Source organism: Paenibacillus sp. FSL P4-0338, assembly GCF_038002365.1.
GTDB lineage: Bacteria > Bacillota > Bacilli > Paenibacillales > Paenibacillaceae > Paenibacillus_AQ.
This window is the reverse complement of record NZ_JBBOCG010000002.1, coordinates 88,987-113,377: the sequence shown is the minus strand read 5'-3', so window position 1 is coordinate 113,377 and position 24,391 is coordinate 88,987. Positions and strand designations below refer to the sequence as shown.

24 protein-coding genes and 1 pseudogene are annotated in these 24,391 nt (G+C 49.3%); 8 read left to right on the top strand and 17 right to left on the bottom strand.

All coding sequences use genetic code 11. The features are described from left to right. The first annotated feature begins 45 nt into the window (after positions 1-45). Complete coding sequence (locus MKZ07_RS24635; RefSeq protein ID WP_076155768.1) at positions 46-1,359, top strand: helix-turn-helix transcriptional regulator; 1,314 nt, start codon at positions 46-48, stop codon at positions 1,357-1,359. Continuing rightward, positions 1,346-2,146 (top strand): WYL domain-containing protein, encoded by an 801-nt coding sequence (locus MKZ07_RS24630; RefSeq protein ID WP_341028199.1) that lies wholly within the window; start codon positions 1,346-1,348, stop codon positions 2,144-2,146. The genes MKZ07_RS24635 and MKZ07_RS24630 overlap by 14 nt, the downstream gene beginning before the upstream one ends. Before the next feature lie 6 nt (positions 2,147-2,152). Here the strand turns inward: MKZ07_RS24630 and MKZ07_RS24625 are convergent, their stop codons facing one another. Together MKZ07_RS24625 and MKZ07_RS24620 are read right to left on the bottom strand one after the other, a co-directional pair. Further along, positions 2,153-2,584 (bottom strand): hypothetical protein, encoded by a 432-nt coding sequence (locus MKZ07_RS24625; protein WP_036691320.1) that lies wholly within the window; start codon positions 2,582-2,584, stop codon positions 2,153-2,155. A gap of 16 nt (positions 2,585-2,600) precedes the next feature. Further along, entirely contained in the window at positions 2,601-2,867 is a 267-nt protein-coding gene (locus MKZ07_RS24620; RefSeq protein ID WP_341028195.1) for a DUF6809 family protein, read from the bottom strand. Between the two features lie 127 nt (positions 2,868-2,994). On the opposite strand from MKZ07_RS24620, the gene MKZ07_RS24615 reads away from it, so the two are divergent. Further along, complete coding sequence (locus tag MKZ07_RS24615) at positions 2,995-3,222, top strand: helix-turn-helix domain-containing protein (protein WP_341028193.1); 228 nt, start codon at positions 2,995-2,997, stop codon at positions 3,220-3,222. 268 nt (positions 3,223-3,490) lie between these two features. Here the strand turns inward: MKZ07_RS24615 and MKZ07_RS24610 are convergent, their stop codons facing one another. The 3 genes from MKZ07_RS24610 to MKZ07_RS24600 all read right to left on the bottom strand — a co-directional run bounded on the left by MKZ07_RS24610 (position 3,491) and on the right by MKZ07_RS24600 (position 4,989). Further along, the gene (locus tag MKZ07_RS24610) at positions 3,491-4,000 is read right to left on the bottom strand and encodes an AAA family ATPase (RefSeq protein ID WP_341028191.1); all 510 of its coding nucleotides are present in this window, start codon (positions 3,998-4,000) and stop codon (positions 3,491-3,493) included. Positions 4,001-4,022: 22 nt separating this feature from the next. Next, positions 4,023-4,697 carry a hypothetical protein gene (locus MKZ07_RS24605; RefSeq protein WP_341028188.1) on the bottom strand — a complete coding sequence of 225 codons (675 nt, stop codon included), beginning with the start codon at positions 4,695-4,697 and terminating at the stop codon, positions 4,023-4,025. A gap of 100 nt (positions 4,698-4,797) precedes the next feature. Further along, a complete protein-coding gene (locus MKZ07_RS24600; RefSeq protein WP_036691330.1) occupies positions 4,798-4,989 on the bottom strand; it encodes a hypothetical protein in 192 nt (63 codons plus the stop codon). Between the two features lie 109 nt (positions 4,990-5,098). On the opposite strand from MKZ07_RS24600, the gene MKZ07_RS24595 reads away from it, so the two are divergent. Together MKZ07_RS24595 and MKZ07_RS24590 are read left to right on the top strand one after the other, a co-directional pair. Continuing rightward, complete coding sequence (locus tag MKZ07_RS24595; RefSeq protein ID WP_036691332.1) at positions 5,099-5,419, top strand: ArsR/SmtB family transcription factor; 321 nt, start codon at positions 5,099-5,101, stop codon at positions 5,417-5,419. Positions 5,420-5,517: 98 nt separating this feature from the next. Next, positions 5,518-6,603 (top strand): saccharopine dehydrogenase, encoded by a 1,086-nt coding sequence (locus tag MKZ07_RS24590; RefSeq protein WP_341028184.1) that lies wholly within the window; start codon positions 5,518-5,520, stop codon positions 6,601-6,603. On the opposite strand, the pseudogene MKZ07_RS24585 reads toward MKZ07_RS24590, so the two are convergent. From MKZ07_RS24585 to MKZ07_RS24570, 4 genes and pseudogenes are all read right to left on the bottom strand, one after another. Continuing rightward, a pseudogene (locus MKZ07_RS24585) lies at positions 6,594-6,728 on the bottom strand (M48 metallopeptidase family protein); the annotation flags it as partial. The gene MKZ07_RS24590 and the pseudogene MKZ07_RS24585 overlap by 10 nt on opposite strands. Positions 6,729-6,743: 15 nt before the next feature. Then, the gene (locus MKZ07_RS24580; protein WP_341028181.1) at positions 6,744-8,927 is read right to left on the bottom strand and encodes a pectate lyase family protein; all 2,184 of its coding nucleotides are present in this window, start codon (positions 8,925-8,927) and stop codon (positions 6,744-6,746) included. A 310-nt stretch (positions 8,928-9,237) separates the two neighbouring features. Then, positions 9,238-9,627 carry a DUF948 domain-containing protein gene (locus MKZ07_RS24575; protein WP_051493202.1) on the bottom strand — a complete coding sequence of 130 codons (390 nt, stop codon included), beginning with the start codon at positions 9,625-9,627 and terminating at the stop codon, positions 9,238-9,240. A 64-nt stretch (positions 9,628-9,691) separates the two neighbouring features. Further along, a complete protein-coding gene (locus MKZ07_RS24570; protein ID WP_076155794.1) occupies positions 9,692-10,396 on the bottom strand; it encodes a TVP38/TMEM64 family protein in 705 nt (234 codons plus the stop codon). A gap of 176 nt (positions 10,397-10,572) precedes the next feature. Here MKZ07_RS24570 and MKZ07_RS24565 point away from each other — a divergent pair, with 176 nt between their 5' ends. Genes MKZ07_RS24565 through MKZ07_RS24555 form a run of 3 tightly spaced genes read left to right on the top strand, consistent with a single transcriptional unit; the run spans position 10,573 to position 13,159 of the window. Beyond that, entirely contained in the window at positions 10,573-11,280 is a 708-nt protein-coding gene (locus tag MKZ07_RS24565; RefSeq protein WP_036691338.1) for a response regulator transcription factor, read from the top strand. Continuing rightward, complete coding sequence (locus tag MKZ07_RS24560) at positions 11,270-12,604, top strand: HAMP domain-containing sensor histidine kinase (RefSeq protein WP_036691339.1); 1,335 nt, start codon at positions 11,270-11,272, stop codon at positions 12,602-12,604. Before MKZ07_RS24565 ends, MKZ07_RS24560 begins: the two co-directional genes overlap by 11 nt. A gap of 12 nt (positions 12,605-12,616) precedes the next feature. After that, positions 12,617-13,159, top strand: a complete 543-nt coding sequence (locus MKZ07_RS24555; protein ID WP_036691341.1) for a GNAT family N-acetyltransferase — start codon at positions 12,617-12,619, stop codon at positions 13,157-13,159. A 64-nt stretch (positions 13,160-13,223) separates the two neighbouring features. Here MKZ07_RS24555 and MKZ07_RS24550 read toward each other — a convergent pair whose 3' ends face one another. From MKZ07_RS24550 to MKZ07_RS24515, 8 genes are all read right to left on the bottom strand, one after another. Beyond that, positions 13,224-13,577, bottom strand: coding sequence for a nitrous oxide-stimulated promoter family protein (locus tag MKZ07_RS24550; protein ID WP_051493203.1), 354 nt, complete (start codon positions 13,575-13,577; stop codon positions 13,224-13,226). 41 nt (positions 13,578-13,618) lie between these two features. Next, positions 13,619-14,011 (bottom strand): type II toxin-antitoxin system death-on-curing family toxin, encoded by a 393-nt coding sequence (locus MKZ07_RS24545; protein ID WP_036691343.1) that lies wholly within the window; start codon positions 14,009-14,011, stop codon positions 13,619-13,621. A gap of 1 nt (position 14,012) precedes the next feature. After that, positions 14,013-14,306, bottom strand: a complete 294-nt coding sequence (locus MKZ07_RS24540; RefSeq protein ID WP_036691344.1) for an AbrB/MazE/SpoVT family DNA-binding domain-containing protein — start codon at positions 14,304-14,306, stop codon at positions 14,013-14,015. Between the two features lie 225 nt (positions 14,307-14,531). Next, complete coding sequence (locus MKZ07_RS24535; protein ID WP_156949528.1) at positions 14,532-15,515, bottom strand: adenosine deaminase; 984 nt, start codon at positions 15,513-15,515, stop codon at positions 14,532-14,534. Positions 15,516-15,777: 262 nt separating this feature from the next. Then, positions 15,778-16,746: a stalk domain-containing protein gene (locus MKZ07_RS24530; RefSeq protein ID WP_341028161.1), complete on the bottom strand. Its 969-nt coding sequence runs from the start codon at positions 16,744-16,746 to the stop codon at positions 15,778-15,780. Between the two features lie 299 nt (positions 16,747-17,045). Continuing rightward, positions 17,046-18,362, bottom strand: a complete 1,317-nt coding sequence (locus MKZ07_RS24525; protein WP_036691346.1) for a BaiN/RdsA family NAD(P)/FAD-dependent oxidoreductase — start codon at positions 18,360-18,362, stop codon at positions 17,046-17,048. Between the two features lie 31 nt (positions 18,363-18,393). Beyond that, entirely contained in the window at positions 18,394-19,701 is a 1,308-nt protein-coding gene (locus MKZ07_RS24520; protein WP_341028160.1) for an aminoacetone oxidase family FAD-binding enzyme, read from the bottom strand. 147 nt (positions 19,702-19,848) lie between these two features. Continuing rightward, entirely contained in the window at positions 19,849-24,378 is a 4,530-nt protein-coding gene (locus tag MKZ07_RS24515) for a polysaccharide lyase family 8 super-sandwich domain-containing protein (protein WP_341028157.1), read from the bottom strand. Positions 24,379-24,391 lie beyond the last annotated feature (13 nt).

The following is a 24,391-nucleotide window of genomic DNA, read 5'->3' as shown; positions in this document are numbered from 1 at the left end:
TAACTATTACAACTCATGAATGCGTTACAGGCTGGAGGGATACATATGGCCAAGGAAAGCTTCGATAAAGAAATACAGTTTCTCCGTATGCTGTCACTAGCCGGGGGAGCCTACAGCAGGCAGCAATTCGCCGAGCGGCTCGGCATTTCCGTACATACCTATGACAAAACGCTGCGCAATCTCAAAGAGATGGTGACCGTCCTGCAGCAGGATCTGACCGCAGAACAAGGCACCGAGCTGTCCGAATGGCTCCGCTATAATTACTATGAATCTGCCGATCCGCTGCTCCTGTTCCTTTTCCGGGCGAAATCACTGAAGGAGACGGAGAGTATCCGGTTGACGCTGCTGTTAACCGCACTTCAGAGCGAGGAGCTAACGGCCAAGGAGCTGCATGACGGCTGCTGTGACCAGATGCCTGCCGATTCGCCGCTGCCGGACGAGAAGACGATCCGGGGAGACCTGAAATACCTGGAGGAGGTAGGCGTGATTGTAAAGGTAAATGACAAGCGCCCCTACCGGTACAAAGCCGCCAACGAGCTGCTGGACCAGCTGACGGATGATGAGCTGCTCGACCTGTTCGATTATGTAGATGTCATTGCTAATACGCAGATTCCGTCCGTCCAGGGCTACCTGCTGCGTGACACTTTGAAGAAGGCTCTGCGGATAAGGGGCATTCTTCACGAAGCCACGGAGACCCACAGGTACAAATACCATTACCATTCCCGGATTCTGGATGAGGCGCATCTATATACGATTTTCGGGGCGGTTCAGCAGCGCCGGAGAATCAAATTCCTCTATCTGTCGCCCAAAAAAGGCATGAACTACACCTCCCAGAACACCAACCCCCTCTTCGAGCGGGAATCGGCAGGGATTACGGACAGTCTGCTTCCGCTGCGTGTCGTCTACGATCATCAGTATGGACGCTGGTATCTGATCGGCTATCACAGCCGGACGGGGATCAAGAAGCTGCGGATGGACGGCCTGACCCAGGTTGAAGAGGGCGAGCCTGTAGAAGAAGAGGAGTTCGCGCAGCGGCTTCAGCAATTGGAGACTCAGCTGGAGTATAGCTGGGTGACGGATACCAATCGTACAGTTAAGGTGGCCGTCCGATTCTATAACCCAAGCCGGTCCGGCGCCAACTTCATCCGGGAGCGGGTCGAGGCGCAGGGGCAGTGGGGAACCATTACGGAGGAATCGGGTACGACCTTCCTGTACGAGATTACGGTGAACGAGATCTTCGAGATCAAGCCGTGGCTGCGGAGCTTCGGTTCAAGCTGCGAGATTCTGGAGCCCCGCTGGCTGCGCAAGCAGTTCATGGAGGAATGGAAGGAGATCAAGAGCTACTATGAATCCCTTTGAGAAAATATTCAACTTCCAGATCATCTCCCGCCTGGAGGAAGCAGGCTCCCTGGCGCTGACCTCGCAGGAGCGTTCCTGGCTGAAGACGATGCTGGGTCATCCGGCGGCGGCTGAAGCTTTTTCAATGGAGACCTTACGTAAACTGAATTCCCTACTGGAGGCCGAAGCTTCTATTGAAGTAGGAGAGATTATCATCGAGAAGGCCCGCAGCAAGGAACGCCAGGTCTATCATCCGCTGCTCCGCCCCCTGCGCCGCATCATCATGGAGAATCAGGGAATTCAGATCACGTATGCGATCAAGCATGGCGGGGAACGGACCGATCCGTCCGGCTTCCCCCACAAGCTGGAGTACAATATGTATAAGCGGGAGTGGTATCTGCAGTGGTACAGCACCCGGCAGCGCTCACTCATGTCCACCAAGCTGCGGAACATCGTGTCTGCCGAACCTGCTCCCATCCCCGCCCACCGGATAGAAGGCCTCAAGGCCCGGATCGCCCGGCTCCTAGACGGTCTGAGAGAATCGGCCTGCATTCAGGTCATTCCTGTCTACAATGCCGAGCTGTCGCGGATCTTGTCCACCTTCTCCTGCTTCGATAAGTCAGTAGCCTTCGATGAAGCTACGGGGATCTACCACATCACCGTCCACTACATGAGGGACGACAGCGAGTTCCTGCTCTCCCGCATCCGCTTCCTAGGCCTGCGCGTGAAGATCACTGAGGGCGAGCAGCTGAAGCAGCGCATGCTGAAGTCGGCGGAGATGGCGGTGGGAAGGTATGGGGAGGAATAGCCAGAATTATTTTAGAGAAAAGCTGTTTGTAGCTACAATTTCACCATTCATTTCAAAAGTACACTCATAGGTTCCAGCAGGCCAACCTTCGGCGTCTAAGTTGAATAGTTGTCCTGACACGCCTTTGTTAATCGTTATTTTAAAGGTTTTCATTACTTTTCCTTCTTTATTGCTTGTAACATAGAACAATCCTTTACTGCTCTCTGTCGAAAGCTCCGGAAAAGCAATCTTGGCTTTTAGCTCTGCCCTTTGTGTGAAGGTTTCTGCTGAATCCACGAAATCAAAATTCGAATCATTAGTTTTATAGCCAAATGTTATTTCATAATTGTCCGGCATATTATCGGTATAGTACGCACGTAAAACCGAACTCAAAATTATCCAGAGCGAAAATAAAAAGATAAGAATTCCCGATATCAATAAAATGGTTTTTTTCATCATTCACCATCCAGGTCTCTTACTTAATTAGCACTTCAATTATCATCATGGCCCCGTCCTTGAACCCTGACACAAATGCAGCCGTTATATCCATTCCCTGCACTTGTGAATATAGCTCCAGTAAAGACTCCAGTTCCTCGAACTCACTCACTGACAGCTTCTGCTTCCAAGCTTCGAGAGATTCGGTAATCTGACCGTTAAGCGGGCGATAATTAGGGTCCTTGGAGATTATATCTTCACTAGGGAATAGACTACCATGATATAGCGATTCGAGAATCCTGGGCATTGGGCCTCCTTCATAAGCTATACTATGAATTTGGGATATAAATCAGCGTAGCATAATTACAGAGGAAATTCGGTACGTATATGCGTATCATTCTGAAAAATTTTTTTTGCTCAGGAGTGAACTTGCAGTGGGGAAGAATATTGTAGTGAAAATACCTGAATTGACTGCTAAGCATGAAATCTCCATAAGAGAGTTATCTAGAATCTCCAGGGTCCGCCATGCCGCTTTAAGCGAACTATCCAATGGAAAGAGAGAAAACATTAGCTTCAGTCATATCGTTAGAATAGCAGAAGCTCTAAATATTCAGGATATACGTCAGATTATCGACTTGGTTGACAGTAAAGAAAAGGATTGATTTAGTTACCTGTCTCTTCGTCTCCGTATAGAAGGCATCTCTTCATAGTAAGCTTGTAGATGATGATCCAGACTCCATATTCTTATAGAGCCGATAGCAGGGACATTCTTGTACTTCTTGTAGACTTGGATGATGGATAGATCACCCACACCAACTTACATTAGCAGAATCAGAACCTGTTGCTTCTCCTTTTGTAATGAAATCAATTCCTGGCAGATCCAGAATGTTACATAGAATAGAGGTGTCGATAATATGAACATGCATATGTCTACACCTCCAACCAGCTTAGATCTGTATGATCTTCAGCAGGCTTCTTCAACGCCTTCACTAATTCGTCCCGGACCGTCAGATCGCCCAGATTACCTTTTGACAAAAGAACCGGTAAGGATTCCATATCCGGCAAGGAATAGAATTTACTTGATCCGTTGTCAGGATCTCTGTAACACAAAACAACCCCGAACAATTCTTCTTTGGATAGAGCATTCAGTAAGGTCGGATTATGTGTTGTAATGATGACATCTATCTTTCTCTCTTTGGTTAGTCTGGATATCGTTTGGATCAGGCTCTTCATTCGGCTGGGGTGGATTCCGTTATCCACCTCTTCAATCACAATCATAGTATCAGGGTCTTCTGTAATAAGTGCAGCGAGAATGGCCACATATCTGAGTGTACCATCCGAGAGACGCTTGGCCTCCACGAATTCCGAGCGTTCACCATACTTCTCCTTCAGGCAGAACATCACATCACCAATGGAAGTCTCTATGAACCCAATATCCAAAATTTCATCTCCGGCAGATCCTTTACTGCGTCCAGGCCGTAGGTCTTAGCTCATGGTCGCTCATCCTTGAATAATCTCTCATCCGAACCGGCAAAGGATCTAAGAAGAGTATCTTCCCCAGACGCTCCAGAACCAGATTTATGTAAGACACGTTCTTCTTATTATACTCTGTAGTCGTAGGCATCTTGGACGATAGCTGTGATAGAACAGAGACAGAACGAATACAGGTCACTTCGGGATTTCTTCCCTTGCGCCCATTATTATATTCAGCGTTAATATCGCTATAGTCGTCAGGAGTATCTTTGGTCTTAAACACGGTCACCGGTCTGTCGCCGCTAGAGGATAGCTTCAACAAATGCTCAGCAAGCACAAAAACACGATTGCTCACTTTGATGGTTATGGAATACTCCAAGTCATAATCCGCATCAATATCCACCAGACACCCTAGAGTAAATGTATCTGTACCAATTCTGGGACAGCCTACACTCCCGCCTCTGATCTCACTGTCTATATTCTTAGAGCCATCCAGAATAATAGATAGGTCTCTTCCTGAAGAGATTTCAGAGAGTATCTTCATCCCTTCAATCGCATTGGTTTTACCGCCTGCATTAGTGCCAATAACCGATGTTAATTTCTCAATTTCTAGAATAGATGAATCAAAGCTTTTGAAGCTCTGGAACGAAAAATTCTTCAGCATCTTCAACGCTCCCCTCACATGGAGTTTGCCTATATATCTTTATTGTAGCAAATAATGATCATAGTAATACTCACTAGTGAGATGCACATTGACACCTCTCCTATAGGCCCAAAGGCGAGAGAAAAAAGACGGCCCGTTCCTTAGCTGGTGGAGAGATTGCCTTGAATGGTGAACCGCTGCTCCAGGGGCAGACGTTGCCGTTGGTACAGGCATCATAGAAAATATCGTTATTATACACCCACACATTCACGTTACCTGTATCCATGGAAATCCCGTCGTCCGGGAATAGCATCAGGCCGAGCTTCCTCAACTCTACATATGGCATGAATATTATATTTGATTTTGGCGGCATGTAAGACTATAATACGTTTAAACAATTAAACATTATAACGGAGTGAGCCATGAGCGAATCGATAGGTAATCAACAAGTCATTGATATTTTCGAGAATCTAAGCCCTTATCTTCAAGGTCTGGGAGATCCCGTCCGCCAGCGAATCATATCGCTGCTCATTGACCGAGATAGCATGAACGTATCACAGATTGCAGAGCATGTTCCCATGTCACGCCCTACAGTCTCTCATCACCTGAAAATATTGCGCCAATCCGGGCTGCTGTCGGTTCAGAAAAAAGGGACTGAGATGTATTACAAACTGGAGTTCAACGATGCTATCGAATTACTCAAACAGCTCGTTCATCTCGTAGAAGTGGAATGTCAGAGCTAGCGCACGCCGCGCTGGTGAACTGCATTCCTTTTCTTCACACTACTACGTTTAATTGTTTAAACATATAAGTACATAAACATATAAACGGAGGCTAACAAATGAATAGACAAAAGATTCTCATCGCTGGAGGCTATGGTGCTGTAGGGGTACAGATTGCCCGCATTCTACATGACAGGCACCCTGATCTGGAGTTAGTGCTGGGTGGTCGTTCTGCTGGCAAAGCAGCCCCTTTCCCATCGGACCGGGTGCACACGGTTGTTGTTGATACCCAGGCAATCGATCCGCTGATTCACGCAGGAGAAAATATAACTTTAATCATTAATGCAGTGAACGATCTGGATGATCGACTACTGGTAGCAGCAGTGCGAAGAAAAATTCCACTCATTGATGTCACACGCTGGACAGAAGTGTTTCAGCAAGCGATCCGCACAATAGATCAGGAAGAGCTTCATGCCCCCGTAATTCTCTCTTCCGGATGGATGGCGGGAACGGCCTCCCTGTTTGCCATGATGCTCTCGAAATCGCTTCAGAACGTTGAGGTTAACATCCATGCCTTGTACTCCCTGCGGGATAAGGCCGGCCCGGATTCAGCGGCCTTCATGGACCGGATGAGCATTCCTTTTCATATCACTCAATCCAATACGAGCCGGCTGGTCTATCCCATGACTGACCCGGTTAAAATACAGTTTCCAAATGGATACACGACGCACTGTTACAGACTGGATACTCCTGATCATGTCACCTTGCCCCGTACCAGTCATATAAATTCCGCCAGCTTTCGCATCTCCTTCGATCATAAGGTTTCCACTTATGCACTCGCAGGACTGGTCAAAACAGGAATATGGAAGTTGATTAGTGGGGATCGATTCAAGCCTTTCAGACAGAAATTATTGTACAATCCGGGAACCGGGAGCGCTCATCACCTGGTGATTCTATTGAAAGGCATGGATGCGAAGCGTAACGTAGTGGAACGCAGAATGACTGTCTCCGATCCACTCGGTCAGACCCATATGACTGCGCTTGGCGCTGCGGTGCAGGCCGAAAATTTACTGCTGATGATGTCTATGGATGAGCCGATGGCTCCAGGCATCTATTATCCTGAGCACTTGTTCGATCACCGCATGGACATGGATGCAGTCACTCACTTTTTCACACAATACGGTGTTCAAGTATCTTATTCCTGATCCAACACTATACTACCAATACGCCGCCAGAAAGAATGGTCATGATTCATGTGGTGAATATGGCACAGTTCATGAATCATGACACAATCCATCACTTCCAGAGAAGACTTCGCCAAGCGATAATGGGGTTAGGAGTTATATTATTCCACCACCAAATAATACAAATTAGCCGTACTATCCTTCGTAATCGTATGGGCGCCTGCCGCAAGGGAGACGTTGGCCACACCGTTCGTGATCGGGCAGCTTGTCCCATCCACCTTAATCTTGGTTCCCTCGGAGCCAAACACCAGCGTTAGCGTGGAGGCCTTGGCTGCGTTGAATTGGATGCTGGTGGCGCTCTCGATTTTCAGACATTGGGTTAAGGTCAGGCCGTTATAGACTACCGTTCCTTTGCTGGTGGAAAGGTTGCCTTGAATGGTGAAGAAGCTGCTTGATGTGCCGGATGTTGTAAAATTGTGCACCGCCGCTCCCGGGGCAGGTGTTGCCGTTGGCACTGGAGTCGCTGTCGGCACCGGAGTTGCCGTTGGCCCAGGCGTTACTGTTGGTACCGGAGTCGCTGTCGGCACCGGTGTCGCTGTCGGCACCGGAGTTGCCGTTGGCCCAGGCGTTGCCGATGGTGTCGGCGTTGGACCTCCCGGATTCGCCTCGCCGCCTACAGACACCAGGCCTGAGGTGTAGCTCCGTATGGCTGACATTAACGGCACGTTGAGGGCATAGGATGCGTCATCTACTGAGTTATTGAAAGTCCAGCTAAAGTCACCGCCTCCCTGGCGTCCTGCTCCCGCTGTAACTTTCTGCTCTACTGCGCCAATGCTATCTACAGCTGCTGCGCTGACACCTGTATCGACCAGCGTATCGAAGTTGTTATATGCTGTTCCGCCGACAAGTGCTTTGTACGAGCCGGGAACGGCTTCGCTTCTCGATGAGGCCAGGTAAGCATCGTGAGAGCCTGCATTTGCCGGAGCTGTTCCGGTATTGGAGTTGGCATAAATGAGACTGGACGCCCCCGTAATACTGTTATTGAAGGCCTTAATCATCCCTCCAGTCTCCCCGGAGAATGTGCCTTCGCCCAGAGCATCCGTCCCCTGAAGAGAGTTCAACATCGGGTACTTGGCATTACGGAACACATTACTTTCCACGAAGGCTGAAGCGCCGGTCGTCACGCCCACACCATATTTTGATACACCGTCATAGAAGTTATTATACACATGGACCGAGGCCACTCTGATCCGCGGATGACGCGAGTCGGAATGATCGAACCAGTTGTGGTGGAAGGTGACGAAGAACTCTGCCGATTCGCTAAGTCCGACCAGAGCTGCTTTGCCGGAATCGAAGTAGTGGTTGTACGAAATAGTGATATATGTGGAGCCTTTCTTGAGATCTGTGGAACCGTCGCCTTTGGCCTGGTCCGCATCACTTCCCGCTGATCCGTAGAAAATATCATTATTATGCACCCACACATTCGCGTTGCCTGTATCCATGGAAATGCCGTCATCCGGGAATAACATCACACCCAGATTCCGAACCTCCACATTCCCTGCGTATCTGAGCAGCAGCCCCCAGCCATAGGCAGTCGCATCTTTTCCTATTCCTTCAAGGGTAATGTTCATTTCTGTATAATTATTTTTGCCTTTGAGTTCAAGATACCCGCTGCTGTTCAACTGTCCACTGAGGTCGGCGGCGGTCACTTTTCCGATGAGCCTGATGGCGAGCGGTGTGGTGTCATAGCCTTTTTGCCGGAGAGCGAGAATGCTGCCAAGCCCTGTCCCTGTCTGAACTGTACCCGAGCTGCTGACCACTACGGGAAGCGTTACGGTCTGAGCGTTCTGGGAGGTGATATACAGCACCTGTGCGCCGCTCTTAAGTGTTCCGTTGTTGTTATAGGCACCTGAGCCTGTACCAAACGGAGAGCTGGAGGAGAAAGCAAAACCAGACCGGTCATACGGTGTTACATTCAGCGTACCCGTAACTGTATTAGCCGTTCCCCCGCCTGACAATACCGCTTCAATCTTCATGACATAGCTTCCGGCTGCAAGCCCTACGGCGTCCGCTCTCCAGTAGGAAGCATATTTGCGGATCAGCTCATTCGGAAGCTGCTGATACTGGGAATCTGCGGCGCTTGCCGCTTTGACGAATACCTTATAGCCGGATGCGTTACTGACAGGTGACCACTCCGCATACACCGCTTCATTCCCGCCACCGCTGCCTGTCAGCGTAACCCCCGCAGCGTACACCGCCCCGGTTCCCCATCCGCCGTATATCAGAGTGAGTATAAGAGAAAACAACAAAGCCATACTGGTTACCTTCGCAACTAACCTTTTCATTCATTTGCCTCCCCGGATTTATTTGTTGCAGAATTACATGTAACCGCTTGCAATTTTTTACATTGCTTCTCTTTTCACCCCCTCTTTACCTGCTGATCTGTATCCTTGAAGGACCTATGAATCTTGAGCCTCGCGGATATCCCGAGCATAGCAGAAGCCGAATTAGTGTCGAAACAATCATTTGCTCATATCGCCTGCAATTATGCACTATTATGAGAAAATGATTATTTTGCAGCGAAATGATACCTGCATGCAAAAAGACACCCGCCCAGGGTGCCTTGAATTGTCGCTACTATGGGTGATGCTGAAATCACTGAAACTTCGTATTAACGCGGATCTGGCCGCTTTTGCTTTTGACCGCTGGCTTCTCAGGCTCTTGGCTCAGGTTCTGGCCGATGTCGGTAGCGTTCTTCTTAAAGGTCTCGGTCACCGTCTGAATAACTTCGCCCACATTGTGCGCCGATTCAAAGATCGGATCGATGGTCTTGATCTTCCCCTTCACATCCCGGGTGACCTGATTCGCCGTGTGAATGAGCTGAGTCGCCTCTCCCGTCAATCCATGGATGGCATTTCTCACCTCGCCCAGCGTCTTGTTGGTCTCCCCGAGCGTGGTCATTCCCTTGCGCAGCGTAAGGATGACAAATGCAACCAGACAGACAAAAGCAACCGCAGCCAAAGCAACACTAAGTTGGATAACCATATGCAACGCCTCCTGTAGTTCCACTCTATGTCCAAGTTACAGACATCATTCCTAGATGTTGAGGCTACGACTCGCTTTTGCCGCCTTTGAAGGAAGATAACTTGTCAATCAGCTTGTCCTTATAGATTAATCCCAAGATAAAAGCTAGGACTGAGATAGCGGATATGACGATGGTGGGTCCATAATTCTTATCGTAGATATTTGCCCCAACGCTCACGGAGGCCAGCAGCCACGGGAATCTGGCAATGAGCAGGATCATAAAGAATCTTAGGGGCTTCATCGTCGTCAATCCCGCAGCATAGATGAACATATCCTTGGGGAATCCGGGAATAATGAAAACAATGAACAGGAAGATTGAGAATTTCTTATTATCCATCATCCCCCGCATCCACTTGAACTTATCCCTCTGAAGCAAGCTTTCAATGAAAGACCCGCCCAGGAATCTGGTGAAGTAGAAGGCAATCATCGCCCCCAGCATCATCCCACCAGTCACGTAAACCGCCCCCAGCATCGTCCCATAGATGTATCCCCCGGCAATTTGAACGACCTCTCCCGGTATGGGAGCGATCACCGTCTGGAGAATCTGGAAGAGAACCAGCATAACCGGCCCTAGCTTTCCTGTAGAAAGGATATAGTCCCGGAAGGCATCCAGCGACATCGTCAGGCGCAGAAGCTCCGGCAGGTATTTGATGAATACGATCATGATCACAAGGCCTACGCAAGCGAGGAGAACTTTGCTGACCCGTTTATTTTGTAATAACCAATCCATTTCGAATCCCTCTCTTCACTGGCTTATGATAGTACCAGCTTAGGTAAATATTCTTAAGATCCGGGCATGGAATTCCTTAAGAATTCTTAAGTCGCCTGTCATCCGGTGGTTTAAACGCAATGGACAATCTATAATGTAAGCACGACGAGCACCCGGGAAAGGAGAGGGATGGAAGAATGATGAATCCTGCGAAGACCATACTTATAGCGGATGACAACCACGAGATCCGGGAGATTGTCCGAGTGCTGCTGGAGAGTGAGCAGTACCTTGTCATTGAGGCTGTTGACGGTGAAGATGCCGTGAACAAAGTTGACGATACCATCGACCTGATCATTCTGGACATGATGATGCCCCGGAAGTCGGGAATTAAGGCCTGCGTGGAGATTCGTGAGATGACCAGTGCGCCTATCTTGTTCCTGACAGCTAAGACTCAAGACTCTGACAAAACTCTCGCCTTCTCGGCCGGAAGTGACGATTACCTGTCCAAGCCCTTTTCCTACACCGAATTGGTGTCCCGGGTGAAGGCCTTACTTAGGCGGTATTATGTATACAAAGGCAAGGAGGATACCTCCGCCCCCTCAGATGTGATTACCTTCAACGGACTAAGCATTAATCCTGCTGTTAACGAGGTAAGGATGAATGAGAAGGAGCTGACCCTGACCGAAATTGAGTACAAGCTGCTGGCGCTGATGGCCGGCAACCGCAATAAGATTTTCTCGGCGCAGAATCTGTATGAGAGTGTGTGGGGCGAGCCTTACTTCTACAGCTGTAACAATACGGTGATGGTTCATATCCGCAATCTGCGGATGAAGCTGGAGAAGGACCCGCAGAATCCCAAGTTCATCCGAACCGTCTGGGGAAAGGGGTACCGGATTGAATCATAAGCTACGGTTGAGCAGGCTGAAACTGAAATTAATCCTGTGCCTGATCGGTTCGTTCGTCGCTTCTGCAGGGTTATTCCTGCTGCTGCAGTCCACAGGCGAAGATCTGCTGGAGCATTACCGGACCAGAAGCTCGTTCATTCACAAGCAAGAAGAGCAAGCCCTTCCGGCACTTCAAGCATATATCTCCGGGCAACATCTTTCGCTTAAGGATGACGCGAAGATCGCGGAATGGGTCCGAGACGCCAAGTACGTGAACCTCTATCTCTATAAGGACAACCAATTTCTCTACTCTACGGACGGGTACACCATCAAGACCGAGAATACGAGATTTCTGCCGGACCCTAACATTTTCAGCAAATCCCAGTATTCCACGGTTACCTTTGCGGATACGACTGCTCAGGTCTATATGGAATATTTTTTTGAATACAAGTACTACAACCTCATTACGATTCTCGGTGTGATTCTGTCGTTCATATTCTTCATCGTCCTGGTTCTGTTCTTCATCAACAAGAAGACCTCTTATATTGGCGTGCTGGAGAAGGAGATTAAAATTCTGGAGGGCGGGAATCTGGACTATCCGATTACTCTCAAGGGGAAGGATGAGCTGTCGTCGCTGGCCCAGAGCATCAATGAGATGAGGAAGTCATTCATCGAGCGTCTGGAGAGCGAGGAGCGGGCCAGAGTAGCCAACAGCGAGCTGGTCACCGCTATGTCCCACGATCTGCGGACACCGCTGACCGCATTGGTCGGCTACCTGGACATCATCGAATACAAGAAATATCAGGATCAGGAAGCATTAGCGAAGTACATTCATAACAGCAGGGAAAAAGCCTATCAGATTAAGCATCTGTCCGACAAGCTATTCGAGTACTTCACCGTGTATAACACAGAGGAGAATGACCTGGAGTTCGAGTCTTACGATGGGATTCAGCTGATGGATCAGTTAATCGATGAGCAGTCGATGCTGCTGGAGAATCACGGCTTCCAGGTAGCATGGGAGCCATCCCCTGTCCCTTTCCGCGTGGATCTTCACCTGATCTCCTTCAGGCGGGTATTCGATAATCTTTTCTCCAACATCACGAAGTATGCCGATACATCTGCGCCCGTCACTATTGCGTATAGGATTGAAGACCGCTGGCTGTTGATGGATATCACGAATGTTATAAAAACGGAGGACCATGAGGTCCATAGCACCGGGATCGGCCTCAAGACCTGCCATAAAATCATCAGCCAGCATAAGGGCGAAATTACGTTCACAAGCACTGGCAGCAGGTATTCCGTCCACATCCGCTTGCCGGTAGATACCGCGCAACCCCAACCTTAAGGAGGAACCATCATGCAAGAGATCAGTACCGACCGATTAATCATTAGAAACTTCCGGGAGGCAGATGCATCAGGGATGCTGGAGTACTTGGCGAACCCCCGGGTGAACTGTTTCCTGAGCGAACGTCTCTCTACGTTAGAAGAAGCCATCGCTTCCGCCAGCGAACGGAGTCAGGACGACTCCCATCTGGCCGTCACTCTGAAGGAGACCGGTGCCATCATTGGCGATCTGTTCTGTATGAAAGAGGAGCCGGATACCTACAGCGTAGGCTGGCACTTCAACCCGGCCTACGAAGGCGCCGGCTATGCCAGCGAAAGCGCCCGTACGCTGCTGCGCTACCTTTTCCTGGAGCAGGAAGCCAGACGCATCTACGCCTATGTCGAGGACGACAACTCCAGATCGCAGAAGCTGGTCGAGAAGCTGGGCATGCGCCGGGAAGGCTGCTTCCTCGAATTCATCTCCTTCACCACGAACGAAGACGGAACGCCGAAGTATGAGAATACCCAGCAATTCGCTATCCTGAAGCGGGAATGGCTGGAGCAGGGGAATAGGTAACCATAGACAGCCAAGGCGCAGGCCATCCTGTTCCTTGGCTGTTTTAACTGGAGTAGGCGTCCGGCTATCGTGACCATGTTTTTCTCAACTTCTCCGGCATGGGGATATGCCTTATGGATTCTAACGGATGATACAGCAGCATCCATGGTCCTGAGAAACGCATAACTCCCTTTATTTTTGTGCGGTAGACGGGTGTATAACAATGAATCGGACACTTGGCACACGCGGTTTTCTCTTCACCGAATTTGCAGCAGGAGAGTCTTGTCATAACATACTCATTTAAATTCCGGCATTCCTCACAGAGCTCCTGCCCATGATGTTTTCTCTTGCAATAGATATGAATCATCTTTGAAGCAATTATTTTTTCTTTGCGGATCTTAGGGCCCTCGTTCAGCGGCTGCTTTGCTGCTCTGCTCATATCATAAGGCCTCCTTGACTTGTAAGGGGGACACCTTACCTTTATTTTTCCTCAGTATATTTCGTCAATATATAAGAGATCATTTCTAATGAATGCACACCTTTGGCAATGTCTACAACAAACTCTACTGCAAACTCCCGCTGCATTTTTAGATGGTACCCATTCAGAATCAAAAATGACTTCGTAACCAGATAAGCCGTACGTTTATTGCCATTATGGAAACAATGGTTTTTGACCAGCGATTCGAGCAAGGCGGCTGCCTTATCAAATATAGAGGGATAAGCATCCTCGCCAAAAATACTTTGTTGCGGTCTATGTACCGCAGATTCCAGCAGGCCATGTTCCTTCACTCCTGCTTGATCTGCGTCATTCATTCTTTTCATCATGAAATGGTGTGCTGTAATAACCTCTTCTCTGCTAAGAAAGATAGTCATATTAACGATCCCTTAGATCTTCAAGAATGCCCAGATCCTCTTCGAACACATCGAAGAAAGCCTCCAAGACTTCAGGCCGAACCTGTTCAGGCAACAGGGCTGCCCGGCTTTTTCTCAACACCACTTCTCCACTTTCATTTTCAATAAACTCGATTTCATCTCCCTGCGAGATATTCAACTTTTCCGCAAGAGCTTTTGGCAAGCTCACGCCCAAGCTATTCCCCATTCGCCCAATCTTTCGGGAATAACGGATCACCTTCGTTTGATCCTTTGTCACTTTGATCACGCCATTCATTTTATTTCTTCCTTCTTCTTATAGAATGATCTTCCCGCTTCAAGTTATAACTTTTAACAGTAATAAAAGTTATAACATATGTACATTTTAGCAAAATGATATGGAAAAGACCATCTTCAAGTATCCTTTTACCATCCACTCGGATTTTGAATTTATTTTGTAAAATTACATCACAATCCTTATGATTAAATAATTCACTGGACTACAGATACAATTTAACCTGACTTACTTTTTATCCATACTCATCATTAACTGATTCCTTCCATTGGATACCCCAAGTCCTCTCATACGGATCTCGTTCAGCTCTTCTGTTGTCATTAATCCCGCTTGATACAGATTCATGTATTCTTGAGAAACGCTTTGATTAAAAATCAGCAAATCATCGGTATTAATCGTCACGGGTACTCCACAATCATAAAGCTTCCGAATAGGATGGCTGGCGTAGTTCTCCGCTACTCCAAGCATAATATTACTAGTAGGACAGACATTCAGTTGAATATGGTGAGCAGAAAGCCAGCTCATAATTTGAGGCGAGCGGACGGCTGCAATTCCATGGTGAACCTCATGAAGCCCGAGCTCCTCAACAGCTTCCATAACATCATCTGCGGTTCCGAACTCCCCCACATGAGCCTTGAGCGCCAGCCCCGCCGTATTCGCAGCTTGGTAAATGGACTTAAAAGATGTGATTGGCTGAGCAAATTCATCGCAACAAATATCGATGGAGCGAAACCAGCGGTAAGCCAATATTTCATCTAACCGGTTATACACTTCATCTACATTGCAGGCACGGTCCAAAGCCAGCTCCGGGAGAAACTGTGTTGCAGGAGCAAACCGGCGATGATATTCATTCATGATCCGCATAAATGGCTCCATTCCTCCCAAGGTATCCACCTCATCCACTCCAAAGCTTAATGCCAATCTCTCAATATGGTCGTCAGCCGCCTGCGCAAAGGAAGCTTCAATCCGTTTCAAATAACCTTGAATACCAGGGCAATGCCGTTTCACAGATTCAACAAACCATTGCTGCATGTCGTTCAACGATCGGAACGGTTCCGCCGGCGGCTCTATGTTAACATGCGCCCACTCGCTAATATATCGAATGGTCCCTCCGCGTCCGGCGTGGTTATGCAAATCGCTTTTCGGGATGGACTGCAGATCCACAAGTGATTCATTCATAAGCGCTTCTACAAACCTTTGTTTAGTGGACAAGTTCTTAGATCCTATCGGCAATTGGTGACACCCCCTTTTCGTAAAGACAAGAACAATTATGACTGTTACGGAACAGCCCCGTCAAACCCTCTTGTCTGCATTGTTCCCAGAATCGACCGAACATTTCGTTATCAAACCATTTGATCCTCTCTTCATTTCTCACATTCAAGAAACAAAGGGTACCTCTAAGCCATAATTTGGCTTTAGAGATACCCCTCGTAGCTAACGAAAATCATATTTGATTACTTAGGCCTCTTGATGACTAAAGGTTGAAGTAGAAGAATGAATTTTCATAATCGCTATTGTCTCTGAGCTGGACGGTCAGATAGTTCGCTACTCCCTTATATACAGGTACGATTACAAGACCTTCTGCAGCGTAGCTGTAACTTTCACCCGGCTTAAGCTTTTTCGAATTAGTTGCGTCACTAATAGCATCATCCAACGAGCCAGTGAAACCGGAATTTTTCACACCGACGATACTGTTTCCGTCTGAAGTTTTAGAACCCCACAGTTGTGGTACCAAATGAACAGCAACATAAAGGCCTTCGTTGTTATCATCAGAGATAGCCTTTCCGTTATTCAAAACGAACTTTACCTTAGCCAATTTATACTCAATCAAAGCATTGGCTTCTGGTTCTCTGAAACCAAGACTTGCAATTTCACTTCTTGTGATTGACTTTACTGAGCTTACGGAGAAAGTATAGTTTCCTGTATACGACAGACCATCATAACTATAGGGATCATTAAATGTAACCGACTTGCCTATTGGAATTGCAGAGCTAAGGGTTTTACCACCATTAGCTGATGCTGTCGTCGTCGTTGCTACTGGAGGTGGCGTATTTGTCGCAGGCGGGTTAACAGTTTGCTTAACGGGTTCTTGGGGGGTCGATGCTGTGCTGGCATCCTTATAAGGAATACCACTATCACCTGAACCATCAATGGAAATCGTTAAAGAGGGCGCATCAAAATTAACATCCGCTCCAAGCGCCTCTGAAACAGATCTTAAGGGCACATATGTAGAACCATTATATACTAAAGCAGATAAATTATTACCCGATTGATCTTTTGGAGTCCATTTGGAACCGTTAAGGACAAACTTGATATCATGGTTCAATTTTGCCTTAATTGCTTCAACACCATTTCCTGCAAACACCCCTACTGTGCCAAATAGTAGACTTGAAACTACAATAGATGAAACAAACACAGACTTCCTCATTTTAACTAACTTCATTCTGAAAATCCCCCTACAGTTTATTTGATACTACATGCACTACCATAAGTTAAAGTTTTCAACATAATGAAATAAACCGCTTGTCACACTGCTTCTATAAGGTTCATAAAAACAAGCTGACAAGATATTCTGGGATTTATCCCACAATTCAATTTCAAAGTTAAAATATGTATCTATTTACTTATCGGATCAATAGGGAGTAATTGTTAATCCTTTTCCCGGAATTTATAACCCCAAAGAGAAATAAAAAAGACACCCCTAAGGGTGTCTTCACTAGTACTGCACCAATCCTCTATCCTTTACGTAGTGCGGGCACGCTGATTCGCAAGCGCCATCGCGGCGGCATATCCGGAGCTCCAAGCCCATTGCAGGTTATAGCCGCCGCAATCTCCGTCCACATCCATCACCTCACCGGCCAAATAGAGCCCAGGCACCAGCTTAGATTCCAGCGTTCCTTCGACTAGCTCCGTCGTATCGATGCCACCGGCTGTGGTTTGGGCGTTCGTGAAGCTGTTGGTGTCGGTGATTTTAAATTCCCAACGCTTCAATAGTTTATAGAATATTTTCTTAGTTTTCCATGATAGATCCTGACACAGCAGATGCAGCTGTTGATCAATTCCAGCCTCCTTCAGCAGCACGGGAATCAGCTTCTTGCTGACGATGCCTATCAGGGAATCAGCAACCGTCCGGTGCCCGAAGATCCCCCAGTGGATCTCCAGAAAATCAATTAACTCTTCCTCCGTGCGCTCCGGCATCAAATCAACCGACAGGGTCACGGATTCTCCTATGCCGAGATTATACGCAGCCTTTCTGCTTAGCTGAAGTATAGGCGGGCCCGAGATCCCATAGTCCGTAAAAAGAATCTCACCAGACTCCGTGCGGATGACTTCATTGTTTACGATCACATGGGCCTCTCCCTCAAATTTGATGCCCGACAGTTCCTTCAAATACGGATAATCCAGCTTCAATTGTACAATGCCTGGCACCGGGTGGATCATGGTGTGACCCAGACGCTGGACAAGTGTATAACCGGAGCCGTCTGTTCCTGTTTTGGGAGCGGTAAGGCCGCCGGTACATAGAAAAAGATAGTCGCTGGTATACACTACCTGTTCCTCTGTATCCGTCTGGCAGGTTATCGCGAACCGGGGATGTCCCGCCGAAACGGTCACATCGAGCACTTTATGTTTATAGTATACTGGAACATTCCGGTCCTCCAGCGCCAGCTTAAACACACCCGGCACCGAAGCCGCCTGCAGCGACATCGGATACATCCGGCCATTCTCCAAGCTCATAAAAGGAAGCCCGAGCGAAGAGAAAAATTCGATCGTCTGGCGGACACCGAATTGCCGCAGTACATGTATTGGGAATCCTGCCTGATTGCTGTGATACTTAATGGATAAAGCGGCTGCTTCATCCGTACCGGTGGCGGTGGATTGGTTCGTAATGTTGCAACGCCCGTTACCCGTCGTTATAATTTTCTTCCCGAGCCGGTCATTGCTTTCAATAATGGCTGTATCAATACCTTGATCCCTCGCTGTAACTGCAGCCATTAGACCTGCAGCACCCCCACCGATAATGAACAGCTCGTGGTGCTTAGAAGTCTGATCCTTATACATATTAATTGATGCATCCCTTTTCCTAATAAATTTATTGAATGGACTTAGCTATCGCCATGGCGGCCACATATCCGGAACTCCAGGCCCATTGCAGGTTATAGCCGCCGAAATCTCCGTCCACATCCATCACTTCGCCGGCCAAATACAGCCCGGGCACCCGCTTGGATTCCAGCGTTCCCCGGGTAAGTTCCGATGTATCAATGCCGCCGGCTGTCACCTGCGCATTCGTAAAGCCATTGGTATCCGTCACTTTGAATTCCCAACGCTTCAAGAGCCGATAAAAGTTCTCTTTAGTTCTCGGCGTGAGATTCTGGCAAAGAAGCTGTGGCTGTTGATCTAAGCCCGTCTCCTTAAGCAGGACAGTAACAAGCTTCTTGTTGAAGATACCCACGAGGGAATCCGCCACGGTCCGGTGCCCAAAGCTCTCCCATAGCTTTTCTAGGAACTCCACTACCTCTTCCTCTGTACGGCCCGGCATCAGATCCACCGATAGTTTCACCTGTTCTCCTCTTGCCAGATGATACGCAGCTTTCCTGCTTAGCTGGAGAATGGGCGGACCGGTAATACCATAGTCTGTGAAGGCCAGCTCACCCTGTTCACTGCCGATGACTTTACCCTTTACAATGATATGGGCTTGTCCCTGAGATTTGATACTGGACAGTGCCCTCATATTCGGATATTGCAGCTTCAATTGCACAATGGCCGGAAAAGGCTCAATCAGGGTGTGCCCCAGACGTTCGGCAAGGGTATAACCGGGAGGCTCTTTTCCTGCATTGGGACCGGTATTGCCCCCCGTAGACAGAAGCAGATAGTCGCTTGTATAAACAACCTCCTCCTCTGTCTCTGTTAGGCATTTTATCGTGAAGCGCGGATGATCTGCCGAAGCAGTAACATCCACCACTTTATTCTTAAGGTATACTGGAACATTCCGATCCTCTAGCGCCAGCTGGAAAATATCCAGTACCGCCGCTGCCTGCAGCGACATCGGATACATCAAGCCCCCCTTGAGTCTTGTAAGCGGGAGCCCAAGAAAGGAGAAAAAATCAATCGTCTGGCCGACGCCATATTGCTGCACTACCGCAAGCGGAAATTCGGGTTGATTACTGTGATACTTGCGCGATAAAGCGGCTGCTTCATCCTCAGCTGTCACAGTGGATTCATTTGTAATGTTGCAGCGGCCATCACCTGTCATTAAGATCTTCTTGCCAATCCGGTCGTTACTCTCCAGAATGGCCGTATCGATCCCCATATCACTCGCAGTAACAGCAGCCATTAGTCCGGCAGCACCTGCGCCGATAATAAAGAGCTTGTGGTGCATAGAAGTCTGATTCTCATACATGGTTGGTCAATGCATCCTTTATCCAATTTTCTCTAAGCACAAAAACACTTGATTAAATTATAGCATAAGCAAAGCAGCGATTCCCTAACAACAGGAGAATCGCTGCTTTGCTGTGTCTAACGTATACCAATGAAAGGTTGGCTATGATTACTTAGATGCCAGCATTCTAAGCAGTACCGTGACGGTCTCCGCCCGCGTTGCGGCGTCTTTCGGGAAGAAGCTGTTGTTGCCTTTGCCTTGCATGAGTCCTGACTTCTTCATCTCGGCCGCTGCTCCAACTGCCCAGGCGGGGATGTCGCGGTCATCCGTGAATCCTGCGGAGCGGGCAACAGGAGCCAGTTGTAATGCTCTCGCCAGCATGACAGCCATTTCGGCTCTGGTCACTGGCGCATCCGGGCGGAAATTGCTGTTGTTATCCCCCTGAATGATTCCCAAGGCTACCGCCTGCGCAACGGCTGTCTTGGCCCATGGTCCGATTCGGTCACTATCCTTGAAGGATAACGCTGCTTCTGTGTTCTGAAGCTTCAGCGCCTTCGCCAGCATCACCGTGAATTCAGCACGGGTCACGTTACGGTTAGGCTGGAACGAGCCGTTCGGATAACCTGTAATGATGCCTAACCGAACAGCTTCACTGATACTGGCTTCAGCCCAATGGCCCGCAATATCGGTGAGGGATGGACCAGGCGCCGGAGTTGCCGGGCCTTGCGGACTCTCGTCCGGTTTACCCGGTGTTCCCACAACAACCGGCGGGACAGGTACTGACGGAGTCACAGGTGCTTCACCTCCAGGGTTGCCGCCATTTCCGCCGCCCGAACGCTCGTTAACCGAGACGCTAATTCTTCCCGTAATGGACGGATACGCATTCAAGACCGCCGTAATTGTAACTTCTCCAGGTGTGGAAGGTGCCGTAAAGACCGCGCTAAACCGGCCGTTTGCGTCCGTTACAGCATGAGCAGGCTCAAGGCTGCCCGAGGAAGCTGTAAGTCCGACCTCCAGGCCGGAGACCGGGAGATTGTCGCTGCCCGAGACAATTCCTGTAATGGATACGTCATCTCCGGTATTCACAGCAGAAGGTGCCGCCTGAAGTTCAATAAGGGCAGGAACTGGTATGGCCTTGCTTACAGAGACGGTAACCGTATTCGTCACGGAAGGATTGCCGGTCAGTACAGCCGTAATGACCACATCCCCCGCTGCGGACGGTGCCGTAAAGACTGTGCTAAACCGGCCGTGCTCATCCGTTACGGCAAGCGCAGGCTCGAAGCTGCCGGAGGCTGCCATGACCTGGACCGCAGCACCCGCTAACGGAAGATCTTCACCGTCATAGACGGTTCCCGTAACCGACACTTTGCCTCCAGCAGATACAGAGGACGGGTTAGCCTCCAGTTCAATCCGGGCCGATACAGGCACAGCCTCTTCTTCTACGGATACGGTAACCGCCCCTGTCACAGATGGACTTGCCGGCAAGACTGCTGAGATGGATACCTTACCGGGAACAGATGGTGCAGTAAAGACTGTACTGAACTTGCCGTACACATCTGTAGTTACTTTGGCAGGTTCAAGGCTTCCATCGGCTGCTGTGAGTTCAACATCTACACCGGATAACGGAAGATTGCCATCGGCGTAGACGGCCCCCATAACGGATACTTTGCCTCCAGGCACCGCCGAAGATGGCGTTGCCGCAAGCTCAACCCGGGCGGGAACAGTTTCCTGTGTCTCTGGTCCAAAGACTTTAAATTCCCAGAGCGAGTATCCGTATTTGCTCCCTCTCTGAGTTCCATACATCCGGACATATCTGGCATTCACCGGATCTATGGAAATCTCGTCGACATCCCCGTCTCCACTGGACGTACTATATACCGTCTTCCAATCGTGCAGCGTATCGGAGACGTCGATCCGGTATTCTTTTCCATAGGCATCTTCCCAATGCAACATCACCTTGGAAATCGCCTGAACAGAGCCCAGATCGACGTAAATCCACTGCGGATCAGCATAGTTAGACCCCCAGCGGGAAGTCAATGAGCCGTCTACCGCGTTCCCCGCTGGCACATCGGCTGCTTTGGACGAGCTTGCAATCGCAGTCTGGCCTTCCGCAAGGTTAGGGGCAACCACTTCATACACGTTAAATTCAGCAAGCGAGTAGCCGTCTCCGGTCCCCTGCTGAACGCCTAGCATCCGGACGAACCTGGCGCTGGTCTTACCGAAGGAGATGTCGTCGATGCCGCCATCCCCCATCGAGGTCGCATACACGTCATTCCAGGTGGCCGCATCGTCGGATACTTGAATTTTATAGCTTTTGCCGTAAGCCTTCTCCCAATGCAATCTAACCTTATTGATCATATATTGATCCTGCAGATCCACATAAATCCATTCATTGCCTGAAGCGTTCGAGCTCCAACTGGAGGTTCTGTACAGATCCGTAGCGTTTGACGCAAATTGCTTGCCTACGCTGGAGGAAGCAGCCGCTCCTTTACTGTAAGCGAGATCATACCCGCTGTCGTCGATGAAAGCTCCCTCGCTTAGCGTCTCACTCCGCCCGGTGAACGTATCTTTACCGAGTGTGTAAGTGGTTGTGGTCTGGTCTCCGTTCCGGTTCAGCGTTACGTTGACGGTAATTCCCGGCGTTTCGGGATTCGCCACCGAGATGCGGACAGGGTCCGCGGATTCATCAACGATCACCATCGACGGTTTATCTACAGTGACGGTCAGTCCTTCTCTTAGCGTGACTGTACCCGGCTGATAGAACAGCATTTCCGCAATGCCAAGCGAACGGTGCCGGACCGCCTGAACGGACGGTGTATTCGCCAGAATACTAATCGGGCTTGCTTCCGCGTAGCTGCTAACCTCCCCCGCGGTTTTACCCGGCAATACGATGTATTGATAGGAAGCATTGACCGGCTTCACGCCATGATCCAGCCACATCGAGAACACCGGCTTAGTGATTGGCTCCGCAGAACTGCCAGTAACCACATCGCTCCATTTACCGGCCTTCGTCTCCTGCTTCACCTGGAAGTCCGTCTTGTCCAGGAGCACATAACCGGTATGATCATTATAGGCCCAGCGTCCGTTCACCTGCGACGTTCCGTCTGCCACTTTGCCGTCTACAAGCACATCGCCTACAGCCAGACTCTGGTTCAGTGTCGTATGGACCGGTGCAGCATTCGTTGAAGTGATGCCTGCGCCCAGCGCTACCATTTCATCATCGAAGAAAAAGTAGCCCTTTTTCCCGCTGGTGCTCAGCTTGTTGAAATCAAACGCCGTGGCTCCGTACCGCTCATTGGTTACGCCGCCGACAAAGGTCTTCGGGTTGTTGAAGTTATTCTCCTTCGTGAAAACGTAGGGAGCTGTTGTTCCCGGAACATGATTCCAGTCCATCAGAGGGTACACGGTTCTATACTCATCCCCGGTTCTCTGGATAGCCGTGGCGCCTTGCGGAGTCCAGTAGAGCAGGTTGTATCCGCTGGGGTTAATGGTTCTCATTTCGCCGCCCTTGACCGTGCTGGACGACATCTTCACTGTAATTCCGTAATCCTTCCGCATATGAGAGGAGACCAGGGTCTGCCATTGCGTCATATTGTTCGCATCCAGTCCATTGCCCGAGACCGTGCCAATACCCCGGATATTATTCAGGAATACGGCGAATTCATCCGCCCGCTTCGGGTTAGCCGCCTGCATCCACTCCAGCGGATCTTCATAGAAGGTCAGCGCGGAGCTCTCATAATCTGGCCACTCCGGTCCGTTCATCCCCATGCCCAGATCGGCAACATCGCCTCTCACCAGATACCTGGTTCCATCCAGCACATAAGAGGACAACGAGTCAATGGCCGCCTGGCTGTAAGCGAAGCTTGTGCCCGAGACAACATAAGCCCAGAAGGACATATCTCTCGCAAAGCTTCTTCCGTAGCCCGTGGTATAATTCGTCTTCCCATGCATGAAAAAGGACATGTCAGACTGAATTCCCGTTAGCGTCTCCGTCACCGCCGAGAGCACGTTAAACGCCTCTACGGCGCTGCGGACATTCTGGGCATCCTCCAGCAATAAGCCGCGGATCATATAATTCTGGTTGTACCAGGAGGAGTTGGCCCCATCGATTGTATTCGGTTTGCTGTCTAACGTGTCGACAATACCCGCAGCCTGCTCTGCAGTCAGATAGCCTTCACACAGCAGCGCGATTTTGCTAAGCCGCAGTTGCTTGCCGATGCCGGTCTCCCACCAGTTGGTGGAGGTCGGTTTGACCTTGAACCAGTGATCCAGCGCTTTCTGAATACCGGCTAACATGGCTTCATCATGATAGTATGGCCCCTTCGGGTCTGCGAACGCCTGGGCCATCGATTGCATCCGGTCCAGCGCAAGGTAAGGCGACCACGCCCGCCCGTTGGCACTGGAGGCCGTACTGGTATAATCTACATCGCTCCAGCTTCCATTCGCTTTTTGACTCGATAAGTAGGTCCCGGCCTGTGATTTAAAAGTCCATTCCACCCGGCCATTGGTTCCGTCATTGATGATGTCCTTGGAGATATAGAAATCCACCGCCCGCTGCTTCATCAGCTTCATTTCCGCCAGCTCTTGCGACGAACTATCCGCCGATACAGGATATTGGAATCCGAGGGTCGAGATCATCAAACCCACCATCACGAGACATATCCATCTTTTGATCCTGCTTTGCATGTTACCAGTCATGTACACGCTCCTT